Genomic DNA, 11,461 nt, shown 5'->3' with positions numbered 1-11,461 from the left:
GACTTGCGGGGGTCTACCAGAGCGTCGGCCTTGCCGGTCTCGCCGACTCGGTCTTCGTGGCGGGCTCCCGTCAGGAACTGACCACCACCTACGGCTTCCGTGGCGGCTATACCCACAACTGGGATCCTTACTGGAACACTGGCATCTACGGTGCGTGGGCTGCTGCGCGATATAATAGTGCAGCGAAAGGCTACATCTGCGGTGCATTCGTCGCGGGCCTTGCGCTCTCGAGCGGCGCGGCCGGCTGCAACCCCGACTTCAACTATGCGGTCGCAGGCGTGATCACTCGCTGGACTCCGGTCAAGAACCTGACCTTCTCGGCCGATCTGGCATACAGCGTGCTCGACCAGAAGTATGCGGCCGGCGGCACTGTGGTGTTGCCGGCGCAGACGGGTATTGCCAAGCCCGGAGTTACCTACGAGCTGAAGGACCAGAGCACGGTGAGCTTGCTCCTGCGAGCTCAGCGCAATTGGTGATCTGTTTTGGCAACTAGCACGAAGGAGAAAGGAAGAGGCTTTTAGAATCGAGTTTGACCTCCAGAAGGCCTCCGGCATGCCCGCCGGAGGCCTTTCCAAGAACCGGTTTTTCAGGCCCATGATCCGCGGGACGAACGGTGCTCCGCCGCTCGCGTCCCATCTGAAGTCTCACGTTGACCGAACGACCCGACAAGTCTGCAACCTTAAGTCCAAAATCAAGAATGGGCTGAGCAAACTTGACGTAGACGCGAATTTGTGATCACATATCCGAAATTAAGACTTGGGGGGACCCGCGAAGGTGAAGGACAAGAAACCGCTGCCGCTACTGCCGTCCGTTGCCCGGGACTCGATGGCGGATCAGGTTTACCGGCATTTGCGTGACGGCGTAATGGCCGGCCGCTTCGCGCCGGGCCAGAGGCTGACAATTCGAGGACTTGCCGAGGCGTTGGGTTCGAGCCCGATGCCGGTGCGCGAGGCGCTCCGCCGCCTGCAGGCTGAAGGTGCATTCGAGTTCAGCGACACGGCGCGCCTGAGCGTCGTTCATCTGTCAGGCGCGCAATTGCGCGACGTGCGCGATGCACGGGTGGCGCTTGAGGGGCTTCTTGCCGAGCGCGCGGCAATCCGCATGACGGGCGTTGACGATAGTGAGGTCGCTGAGCTCTATGATCGTCTCCAGGCGGCGGCCGATGCAGTCGATGTGCCCGCTTATCTATCGGCGAATTTCGCCTTTCATAGGCGGATCTATGAGATCGCTCAAGCACCCATCATCCTTGGTGCGGTCGAGAATTTCTGGGTTCTGATTGGCCCGTGCTTCGTGCTCGTTGCGCCCGACGCCGCGCACCTGCGCCGCTCCATGGATGCTCATCGCCGCATCCTTGATGCGCTGACGCATCGCGACGGCCCCGCCGCCCGCGCGGCTGTGACCGATGACATCATGCAGGCGGCCAATTGCCTCTCGCGCGTTATCGACAAACCCGTAAAGAAGCGATCGGCGGCCGCTCCGAAAGGCAGGCGCGGAAACGCCTCTGCCTGAGGATCCTGCAGCGGTTCATGCCTTATCCCGAGCTGTGTGTCTGAACACGTCAGGCGCATCTTTATCTCCGCGATCGTCGATTGTGCGGACGCAAGCGGAACTTCCTGGGTCGCTCCTTTGCGGGAGCGCCTTCGAAGACTCGTGCGCACGAGACAGAGCTATCCACGTCATTCGAGCTTGTTCACGCAAATCCAGAACCTACGCAGGGGACTTGAATGTTGGGAAATCAATCACGCCGCAGCTTTCTCAAGCTGGCGGCGAGCGGCAGTGCGATGTTCACGCCGGGCCTTTTTACCGGGTCTGCAAATGCACAGGCTGGTCCGACGCTCACGGTGGCCTGGGGCACGGATATCGATTCCTTCGATCCGGCGCAATTCAAGTCCGACGGCGCTTATATCGTTCAGGCAAACATCTACGACACGGTGCTGAGCTGGGGTGCAGAGCCAGTCGCCGGATCGCCTAACCTTGCGATTTCCAAGCCCGCTGTTTTCGCAAGCGGCATCGGCGAAAGCTGGACGTATGAGAACGACAACAAAACCCTTGTCGTCAACATCCGTCGTGGCCTGAAATTTCCGAGCGGCCGGCCGGTGAATGCGAACGCGGTGAAATATCTCTTCGACCGTGGGCTGCAATCTTCCGGCTACATGCGGCTCATCTTTCCAACCATGATCGGGGTGACGGAGGCAGATCAATTCGAGGTGCGCGACGATAGTACCTTTGCGATCAACCTGCCGGCGCCGAGTGCCATGTTGCTCGACGTGCTGTCCTTGTCCAACAACGCACTTCTTGATCCCGAAGAGATCAAGCTGCACGCGACCGCCGACGATCCTTGGGCCTCTCAATGGCTTAAGCGCAACACGGCCGGGCTCGGGCCCTATAAAGCCGTCAGAAACGAGCCAGGCGTCGAGGTGGTTCTGGAAGCCACACAAGGCTATTGGGGGGCGTCACCCTATTTCAAGCGCATCGTCATCAAATCAACGGCGAATGAGGCTGACCGGATTCTCCTGCTTAAGCGCAAAGCCATCGACATGGTGATCGGACCCAACTCGATGTCGCCGAAGAATCTCAAGAGCCTTGAGGGCGAGCCGGGTCTCAATGTCGTGTCGCTGCCCGACACCAATTGCAATTTTCTCTGCATGAATCTGAAGAAAAAACCGTTCGATAACGTGAAAGTTCGCCAGGCGATCAATTACGCGATGCCGATCCACGCAATCATCCCGAACGTCCTCTACGGTTATGGCGAACAGATGAAAAGCCCGATCGCAGCTCAAACGCCCGGCCATGATGGTTCGCTCTCGCCGTACAATTACGATGTCGCCAAAGCAAAATCACTGATGGCGGAAGCTGGGCTCGGCTCGGAGCCGATCCCGGTCAAGCTCGCGGTGCGTGTTGGATATGCGCCGCATGAGCAAGCAGCGATATGGATTCAGCGCGAACTGGAGAAAATCGGATTCCGGGTCAGCATCGAGAAGGAGACTGACGCGACCTTCCGCCAACTGTCATCGACCGGCGGGCACGAGCTGTCGATTGAATCGTGGCAGTCCTGGATCAACGACCCATTCTATCACCTCTATTGGAATTTTCACAGCAAAGCCAGCGCGACCAACAAGGGGGGCTACGCCAATCCTGCCCTCGACAAGATCATCGACGAGAATATCCGAGAGGCTGATCCAGCCAGGCGCATGGCCGCAGTCAAGGATGCGCAGAAGATTCTTCTGGATGACGCGGCCTGGGGTCTGCTTTGGTATGACAATTGGGCGAGGGTGACTCGTTCCGAGCTCGCGGGCGTTGCGAAGTACTGGGATTCCTTCGAGCGCTTCAACAAGATGAAGCTGAGTTGAGAGCGGCCTGGACGCGCATGTCGTTCTTCGCTTTCGTGCTTCGCCAGTCACTCTTTGCTGACGCCGACCCTATTCGGCGTCAGCGTGACCGGCTTTCTTCGTCTATCTGTTGCCCGGTAATCCACCCTCGTGAAGGCCGGCGCCATGGCGACGCCCGAATACGTGGCTCGGCGTCATCGCGCATTCGCCCTCAAGGATCGGATGCCTCGGCTGGTTAGGGACCTGGCCGCGGACCGGCGAGGCGGCAAGTCAAGCCCTTTTTCTTCATCACCTCTCGGCCGGGTCAGCTCGCTTGAGCGCGGAGGGAGGCAACTGTCGGAGACGTTCATGTCGATAGAACTGTTGATGCTCGGCGACCAACCGGTGTCCCGCCTTGCCGCTCGTACCAGGCTTGCCGAAGAGAGCGGATTTGAAACCGTCTGGCTTGCGGATGAGCGCTTCTACCGCGAAACCTACTCGTGTCTGTCCTATCTGGCCGGGCAAACCTCACGCGTCAAGCTTGGTCCCTGCGTGACCGATCCGTTCGCGCGCCACCCGGCTTTGACCGCCATGGCCCTGGGCACCCTCGATGAAATCTCGAAGGGGCGCACCATTCTCGGCATCGGCGCGGGTGTCTCCGGCTTCGCCGAGCTCGGGATCCAATCGCGCAAGCCGCCTCTCGCCATTCGCGAAGCCGTCGATCTGATTCGTCAGCTCATGGCCGGGCAGGAGGTCGACTACCAGGGCGAGATCATTCGATTTCACCGCGGCCGATTGAATTTCACGCCGCCGCGCGCGCGCGTCCCTGTTCGCGTCGCAAGCAATGGTCCGCTCGGTCAGAAATTGGGCGGCGCAGTCGCCGATGGCGTGATGATGGAAGGGTGCGGCTCTGTCGACGAAGCAAAGGCCTTCGCGTCGGCCGTCGCCGAGGGGGCGACAAAGGCCGGCCGTTCTCCGGGCGAGATCAAGCTTGTCGCGCGCCTTGATTGCTGTATCGCCAATGACGGTAAGCAGGCGCGCGATATATTGCGCCCTTCAGTGACGCGGATCATTGCGCAAGCCACTTCGCGGTTCTACACGCTTCAGACACAGGGACTTACATTGCCAAAAGAGGTCGTCGATGCCATTGGTCCAGTCCCTTATGCTGCCGGCGTCGCCCCGTTCGCCGCATTATTTCCTCTCGTCACCGACCGCCATGTCGATGCTCTCACCCTCTGCGGGACTGTCGAAGAGGTGACCCAGCACGTCATTGACCTCCGCCGCGCCGGCGTCACCGGCTTCAACATCTTTCCGGTTCCGGCTCCTGGCGTCAGTTACGAAGACGTCATCATGCGCTTCGGAACGCAAGTCTGGCCGGCCGTCGAGGCGGCTTTCGCGAAGGCGTCGAGCGATCGGCAGGCATAAGCCTCGAGCCAACTTTTTTTCCCAAAAGAGGACTGGCAGTCTCCTCGCGGGCTCTTTGCGCCGCGCTGATCGAAGCCCTGCCAGGGACGTGACGGATGACGCGTGTAGCTTGGCGTCGGAGACGAGCGGGATGGTGAAGACGAGTGGCTCGTGCTTGGCGGACAGCGGTACTTATCGGCGCCCGATGATCCCAAACATAAGGATCTGCCGAAGCTTGGCCTTCAGGCTATCAAAGCTCGTTCGTCCTCTCTGAGCAATATTCATAAGGAGCAAATGATGACGACGGTCGTCTATATCCTGACCGCCTTGAAAACCGGTGTCGACCCGGACGAATATGAACGCTTCGAGCGCGAGGTTGACTATCCGTTTACAGCAAAGCTGAAGACGATCATCAGCTATCGGATTCATCGCCTGACGGAGCCGGTGCCGTTCGACGGCGGCCCCTGGGATTACATCGAGCGCATCGAGGTGACCGATCGCGCCGCCTATGAGGCGGAGCTCGCCACATCCGCCAAGGATCTGATCGACCTGATACACAACAAATATCTGGACGAGTCGAAGCTGAAGTTGATCTGGTCTAGGAGAATCGATCCATGAGTGCGGGCGAATGTGATCTCAACGGCAAGGTCGCCCTTGTCACCGGCTCCTCATCAGGCACCGGCGCTGCAATCGCAGTCGAGCTCGCCCGGCGTGGGGCGCGTGTCGCGGTGCATTGCCGGCGTGCTTTGAGCGAGGGCGAAAGCATTGTCGCTCGCATCGCCGCGATCGGTGGAAAAGCGATGCTGTTTCCGGTTGACCTAAGAGACCCAGAGGCGGCGGCAGCGCTTGTATGCCGGGTCACAGAGCGACTGGGAGCCTTAGGCATCCTAGTCAACAATGCGGGTCCCTATTCAGATACACCGTTTCGGTCGCTATCCTTGTCGGAGTGGGAGACGGTCATGGCGGTGAATCTAAGGACCCCGTACCAGCTTGCTCAAAGCGCGATCACAGGCATGGAGCGAATGGGCTGGGGCCGGATCATCAATGTGAGCGCAACCTCGGCCTATGCGAGGTCGCATTCGGTATACGGGCTTGCCAAAGAGGCTTTGATCCATTTGACGCAGTGCCTCGCGCTCGAATTTGCGCCGCTCGTTACGGTCAACGCGATCGTACCCGGCCAGATCGCCAGCGAGCGTACCAATATGATGGCCGACTACAAGGCCAGCGTCGTCATGGAAACACCGATGGCGCGACTGGTCACCGAACAGGAGGTCGCCCGGATGGTGGCGTTTCTCTGTACATCGGAGTTTTCCGCGGTGACGGGACAATCAATCGTCATGGATGGCGGACGATCGCTGCCGCGCACGCTGAAACTCAACCTCACGACGACCAGTTAGGTCTCCGGCTGCGCCAGAGCGCGCGACATTCGGTGCGGGTGCTTTCCGATGCTGATTCGTTCGCGCGTCAAAATCCATCGTATCTTGCAGGAATCATTCACTTACCTCCAGTCTTTCGTGGAGTTTCACCGCTAGTTTCCAGCGAAGGCAGTCAGATCGCCGAGAAACGACGTCTTCCCGGTGCTAGTTTGCCCGTAGACCCGAGGGGAAATGCAATGGGGCGGGATCCTATGTGAGGCCAATCGGCAGCTGGCCGCAGTACTGGCGCCTGACCTTGAGCCTCATCCGCGGCAAGTGTGAGCTAGCTTTCGTTGCACGGGTGACACGAAGGACCGTATCTCAGCGCGGCGCAAGGCGAGATGTCATGGAATGACGCGCGGGCAACATTGCCTAATCATTCGGACCAGCGGATTGATTGCGGTCGGCGGATCGGACTGACTGGGAGAGCGGCACAGATCTTGGTCGAGAGAGCTTGAAAGGCTCGGCGCCCCCCCCCCCCCAAAGAACGGCGCAGGGCATCTGATAGAGTCTGCCAAACGAGCCTTATATCCAGTGCGAACAAGTCATCACTACGAACCAATTCGGGCGTTCTGCAGGCCGGTGCGCTCGGAATACTGCTACGAAGACAGGCGGCGCTCGCCGGGAGGTGTCATGAAGATCGCCGTTGCCAAGGAAATCGATCCGTCGGAGCCGCGTGTCGCCGCTTCGCCTGATACGGTGAAGAAGTTTAGGGCGCTGGGCGCCGAAATCGCCGTGGAGGCGGGCGCCGGCATCAAGTCGGGCCTGCCGGATTCCGAATTCACCGCGGCCGGCGCCACCGTCAGCACTGACGCGCTCAAGGACGCCGATATCATCATCAAGGTGAAGCGTCCCGAGGCGTCCGAGCTGGCGCAGTACAAGCGCGGCGCGCTCGTCATCGCCATCATGGACCCTTACGGCAACGAGGCCGCGCTGAAGACGATAGCCGATGCCGGCGTCTCCGCCTTCGCGATGGAACTGATGCCGCGCATCACCCGCGCGCAGGTGATGGACGTGCTGTCCTCGCAGGCCAACCTCGCCGGTTACCGCGCCGTGATCGAGGGCGCCGAGGCGTTCGGCCGCGCCTTTCCGATGATGATGACCGCGGCCGGCACCGTGCCCGCTGCCAAGGTGTTCGTGATGGGCGTCGGCGTTGCGGGCCTCCAGGCGATCGCGACCGCGCGCCGCCTCGGCGCGGTGGTCACCGCGACCGACGTCCGGCCCGCGACGAAGGAGCAGGTGGAATCGCTCGGTGCGAAATTCCTCGCCGTCGAGGACGAGGAGTTCAAGAACGCGCAGACCGCTGGTGGTTACGCCAAGGAAATGTCTAGGGAGTACCAGGCCAAGCAGGCCGCGCTCACCGCCGAACACATCAAGAAGCAGGACATCGTGATCACCACCGCGCTGATCCCGGGCCGGCCGGCGCCGAAGCTCGTCAGCGCCGACATGGTCAAGTCGATGAAGCCGGGGTCGGTACTGGTCGATCTCGCCGTCGAGCGCGGCGGCAATGTCGAGGGTGCCAAGGCCGGTGAGGTCGTCGACCTCGATGGCATCAAGATCGTCGGCTACACCAACGTCGCCGGCCGCGTCGCGGCCTCGGCCTCCAGCCTCTATGCCCGCAACCTGTTCTCCTTCATCGAGACCATGGTCGACAAGAAAGAGAAGAAGCTCGCCGTGAACTGGGACGATGAGCTGGTCAAGGCCACGGCGCTGACGAAAGACGGCGCCGTCATCCACCCGAACTTCCAGCCCAAATCATCTTAAATCGGGTTTAAGGAGAGCCGCCATGGAGCATGCTGCACAGGTCGTCGACCCCTTCATCTTCCGGCTGTCGATCTTCGTTCTCGCCGTCTTCGTCGGCTATTTCGTGGTGTGGTCGGTGACGCCGGCGCTGCACACGCCGCTGATGAGCGTGACCAACGCGATCTCCTCGGTGATCGTGGTCGGCGCGCTGCTTGCCGGCGGCGTCGCGAATGTCTCGAGCGGCTCGGGCTGGGCCCGTGCCTTCGGCTTTGTCGCGCTGATCTTTGCCTGCATCAACATCTTCGGCGGCTTCCTTGTCACCCAGCGCATGCTGGCGATGTACAAGAAGAAGTCGAAGTAAGCGGCCACCTCGGGCTGATGGGATCAATGGGGACCTGAGATGAGCGCCAACCTCTCTGCATTTCTGTATCTCGTGGCGGGAGTGCTGTTCATCCTGTCGCTGCGCGGGTTGTCGAGCCCGGCTTCATCGCGCCAGGGCAATTTGTTCGGCATGATCGGCATGGCGATCGCGGTCGCCACCACGCTTGCCAACCATCCGCCGGCCGACGGGCTCGCCTGGGTGCTGGTGATCGTCGGCATCGCGATCGGCGCCGCGATCGGCGCGGTGATCGCCCGGCGCGTGCCGATGACGTCGATGCCGGAGCTGGTTGCCGCCTTCCACTCGCTGGTCGGCATGGCCGCGGTGCTGGTCGCCGCCGGCGCGTTCTACGCGCCCGAGGCTTTCGACATCGGTACGCCCGGCAATATCCACACCCAGAGCCTGGTCGAAATGTCGCTCGGCGTCGCCATCGGCGCGCTGACCTTCACCGGCTCGGTGATCGCATTCCTCAAGCTCTCGGCGCGCATGAGCGGCGCTCCGATCATCCTGCCGGCCCGCCACGTGATCAACGTCGCCCTCGCGGTGGCGCTGGTCGCCTGCATCGTCGGCCTCGTCGTCACCGGCAGCCTGGTGTTCTTCTGGCTCAACGTCATCCTGGCGCTTCTGCTCGGCGTGCTCATGATCATCCCGATCGGCGGCGCCGACATGCCGGTCGTGATCTCGATGCTGAACTCCTATTCGGGTTGGGCGGCCGCGGGCATCGGCTTCACGCTCGGCAATTCCGCGCTGATCATCACCGGCGCGCTGGTCGGCTCCTCGGGCGCGATCCTGTCCTACATCATGTGCCATGCGATGAACCGGTCCTTCATCTCGGTCATCCTCGGCGGCTTTGGCGGTGAGACCGCTGCGGCCGGCGGCGGTACGGGCGAGCAGAAGCCCGCCAAGCTCGGCTCGGCCGACGATGCCGCCTTCATCATGAAGAACGCCTCCAAGGTCATCATCGTGCCCGGCTACGGCATGGCGGTGGCGCAGGCCCAGCACGCGCTGCGCGAGATGGCCGACATCCTGAAGAAGGAAGGCGTCGAGGTGAAATACGCCATTCACCCGGTCGCGGGCCGCATGCCCGGCCACATGAACGTGCTGCTGGCCGAAGCCAACGTGCCCTATGACGAGGTGTTCGAGCTCGAGGACATCAACTCCGAGTTCGCGCAGGCCGACATCGCCTTCGTGATCGGCGCCAACGACGTGACCAATCCGGCGGCCGAAGAGGACAAGTCCTCGCCGATCTACGGCATGCCGGTGCTGCAGGTCTGGAAGGCCGGAACGGTGATGTTCATCAAGCGCTCGCTGGCTTCGGGTTACGCGGGCATCGACAACCCGTTGTTCTACCGCGACAACACCATGATGCTGCTCGGCGACGCCAAGAAGGTTACCGAGAACATCGTCAAGGCGATGTGAACGCCACGAGCTAAACATGGTTCAGAGCCTCTCTACTCTTGATCAAGATCAGCGCGGCCGCGCCATAGATTTGAACAACTGGCTCGCCTGATGGCCATGAGGCAATTTCATCTTGCTTGCTCGATTCGCTGTAATGCAAGCTTTCGGAGACATTGAGATGCCGCCGCCGCCCCTTTGGATCCCAGACTCGCAAGATACTCCAGACATTTCGCCTGCGACCACTTGGTTGCTGGCGATCGTGGCCGCCCTCGTCAATCTCGCTTTCGTGGCATTGGTCCTCTATTCGGCGTGAGCGCAAGCTGCGCTCTTGCGGTAACGGCGACCATCTCCACGTCCCGAAATCGCATCACCTGTTCAGGGCCCAAAGCGTCCCGACGCATGAGCGTTCAATTTTTCATATCCAGCTTGAGGAGCTAGCGTGACTGCATATCGTGGGCCAGTGTTTGAGATGGCCGTAAAGCAATTCGAGGTGATCGCGAATTACCTGAGCATACCGGATGATGCGAGACCGCGCCTGTTGTTGCCGAAGCGATCTGTCACAGTATCGTGTCCAATTCACCGGGATGATGGCACCACCGCGGTGTTCGAGGGCTACCGGGTACAGCATCATTTGACGCTTGGCCCGACAAAAGGGGGCACCAGGTTCGCGCCCACAGTCGACCTCGGCGAAGTTGCAGCGCTCGCCATTTGGATGAGCTGGAAATGTGCCCTGGTCGGATTGCCGTATGGCGGGGCCAAGGGCGGCATCAATGTCGACCCCTCGACCTTGTCGAAGCGCGAGCTTGAGGCGCTTTCGCGCCGTTATATGCAGGAAATGATCCCCTTCGTTGGGCCACACACCGATGTTATGGCTCCTGACCTCGGTACGAACGAGCAGATCATGGCCTGGTTCATGGATACTTATTCGATGTACCAGGGCCAAACCGTCACCGAGATCGTGACGGGCAAGCCCGTCAGCGCTGGTGGAACGCTCGGCCGTCGTGAAGCGACAGGCCGGGGTGTGGCTCATCTGGTCAGGCGCGCTGCAGACGAGCTCAAAATCCGTCTCAATGGCTCAACGGCGGTTGTTCAAGGATTTGGAAACGTCGGTTCGATCGCCGCGCTTGAGCTGCATAACATGGGAGTGAAAGTGATCGCGGTCAGCGATCACACCGGCGCGCTCTACCGCCCTCGTGGGCTCGACATACCACAACTGGTCCGGCACGCAGCCTCGCAAGGAAGCCTTGATGGCTACTCCAATGAGCTCGCTCTGGATCCTGCAGAGATCCTGACCGTGCCGTGCGACGTGCTTGTTCCGGCTGCCGTCGAACGGGTCATCGACGCTGGAATGGCCGCTAAACTGCGCTGCCGGATCCTTGCCGAAGGCGCCAACGGACCGACCACGCCGGAAGCTGACCGAATTCTGGAAGGACGCCAGGACGAGGTGTTCGTCATTCCCGATATTCTCTGCAATTCGGGAGGTGTTGTCGTCAGTTACTTTGAATGGGTGCAGGACCTTCAGCGATTGTTCTGGGAGGAGGAGGAAGTCATGCGCCGGGAGTATCAACTCCTGGATCGTGCTTTCGAGCGTGTCCTGGCGCGAAGCAAAGGCGAAAATCTGTTCAATCGCACCGCGGCCATGGCAATAGGCGTCGAGCGTGTTCGCGGTGCCAAGGAAACACGCGGCCTGTTCCCGTAAAAACCTAGTTCTTCCCTCGCGTGGAGCCGCCGTAGGCCCCCTATGCTGCCGCTAACGAGCCACTTGAATGATGAGCCCCAACTGACCTGTGCGCTCGTCCTGATGGTCTCCTTGG

At 60.9% G+C, this 11,461-nt stretch carries 10 protein-coding genes; all 10 read left to right on the top strand.

The window, feature by feature from the left end:
* On the top strand, window positions 1–476 hold a 476-nt coding region (locus tag I6F28_RS35825), incomplete at its 5' end, for a porin (RefSeq protein WP_225143641.1).
* A 298-nt stretch (window positions 477–774) separates the two neighbouring features.
* Window positions 775–1,509: a GntR family transcriptional regulator gene (locus tag I6F28_RS35820; protein ID WP_225131290.1), complete on the top strand. Its 735-nt coding sequence runs from the start codon at window positions 775–777 to the stop codon at window positions 1,507–1,509.
* Window positions 1,510–1,724: 215 nt separating this feature from the next.
* The gene (locus I6F28_RS35815) at window positions 1,725–3,350 is read left to right on the top strand and encodes an ABC transporter substrate-binding protein (RefSeq protein WP_225131289.1); all 1,626 of its coding nucleotides are present in this window, start codon (window positions 1,725–1,727) and stop codon (window positions 3,348–3,350) included.
* 327 nt (window positions 3,351–3,677) lie between these two features.
* Window positions 3,678–4,733: an LLM class flavin-dependent oxidoreductase gene (locus I6F28_RS35810; RefSeq protein ID WP_225131287.1), complete on the top strand. Its 1,056-nt coding sequence runs from the start codon at window positions 3,678–3,680 to the stop codon at window positions 4,731–4,733.
* A gap of 276 nt (window positions 4,734–5,009) precedes the next feature.
* Complete coding sequence (locus tag I6F28_RS35805; protein WP_225131285.1) at window positions 5,010–5,330, top strand: RedY/HapK family protein; 321 nt, start codon at window positions 5,010–5,012, stop codon at window positions 5,328–5,330.
* The gene (locus I6F28_RS35800) at window positions 5,327–6,109 is read left to right on the top strand and encodes an SDR family NAD(P)-dependent oxidoreductase (RefSeq protein ID WP_225131283.1); all 783 of its coding nucleotides are present in this window, start codon (window positions 5,327–5,329) and stop codon (window positions 6,107–6,109) included. The genes I6F28_RS35805 and I6F28_RS35800 overlap by 4 nt, the downstream gene beginning before the upstream one ends.
* Before the next feature lie 651 nt (window positions 6,110–6,760).
* Window positions 6,761–7,891: a Re/Si-specific NAD(P)(+) transhydrogenase subunit alpha gene (locus I6F28_RS35795; protein WP_225130122.1), complete on the top strand. Its 1,131-nt coding sequence runs from the start codon at window positions 6,761–6,763 to the stop codon at window positions 7,889–7,891.
* Window positions 7,892–7,913: 22 nt separating this feature from the next.
* The gene (locus I6F28_RS35790) at window positions 7,914–8,231 is read left to right on the top strand and encodes a proton-translocating transhydrogenase family protein (RefSeq protein WP_014492434.1); all 318 of its coding nucleotides are present in this window, start codon (window positions 7,914–7,916) and stop codon (window positions 8,229–8,231) included.
* 39 nt (window positions 8,232–8,270) lie between these two features.
* Window positions 8,271–9,668, top strand: coding sequence for an NAD(P)(+) transhydrogenase (Re/Si-specific) subunit beta (locus I6F28_RS35785; RefSeq protein WP_225130120.1), 1,398 nt, complete (start codon window positions 8,271–8,273; stop codon window positions 9,666–9,668).
* A 418-nt stretch (window positions 9,669–10,086) separates the two neighbouring features.
* On the top strand, window positions 10,087–11,346 hold the full coding sequence (locus I6F28_RS35780) for a Glu/Leu/Phe/Val family dehydrogenase (protein ID WP_225130118.1): 1,260 nt from the start codon (window positions 10,087–10,089) through the stop codon (window positions 11,344–11,346).
* Window positions 11,347–11,461 lie beyond the last annotated feature (115 nt).

The sequence above is a fragment of the Bradyrhizobium sp. NBAIM14 genome (assembly GCF_020193895.1).
Classification (GTDB): Bacteria; Pseudomonadota; Alphaproteobacteria; order Rhizobiales; family Xanthobacteraceae; genus Bradyrhizobium; species Bradyrhizobium yuanmingense.
The sequence above is the reverse complement of the archived record's forward strand: the minus strand, read 5'-3'. Positions and strand labels throughout refer to the sequence as shown.

Bases quoted from the DNA above. Each gene is read 5' to 3' on its own strand.
- I6F28_RS35815 (WP_225131289.1), top strand. From the start codon at position 1,725: ATGTTGGGAAATCAATCACGCCGCAGCTTTCTCAAGCTGGCGGCGAGC.
- I6F28_RS35810 (WP_225131287.1), top strand. From the start codon at position 3,678: ATGTCGATAGAACTGTTGATGCTCGGCGACCAACCGGTGTCCCGCCTT.
- I6F28_RS35805 (WP_225131285.1), top strand. From the start codon at position 5,010: ATGACGACGGTCGTCTATATCCTGACCGCCTTGAAAACCGGTGTCGAC.
- I6F28_RS35800 (WP_225131283.1), top strand. From the start codon at position 5,327: ATGAGTGCGGGCGAATGTGATCTCAACGGCAAGGTCGCCCTTGTCACC.
- I6F28_RS35795 (WP_225130122.1), top strand. From the start codon at position 6,761: ATGAAGATCGCCGTTGCCAAGGAAATCGATCCGTCGGAGCCGCGTGTC.
- I6F28_RS35790 (WP_014492434.1), top strand. From the start codon at position 7,914: ATGGAGCATGCTGCACAGGTCGTCGACCCCTTCATCTTCCGGCTGTCG.
- I6F28_RS35785 (WP_225130120.1), top strand. From the start codon at position 8,271: ATGAGCGCCAACCTCTCTGCATTTCTGTATCTCGTGGCGGGAGTGCTG.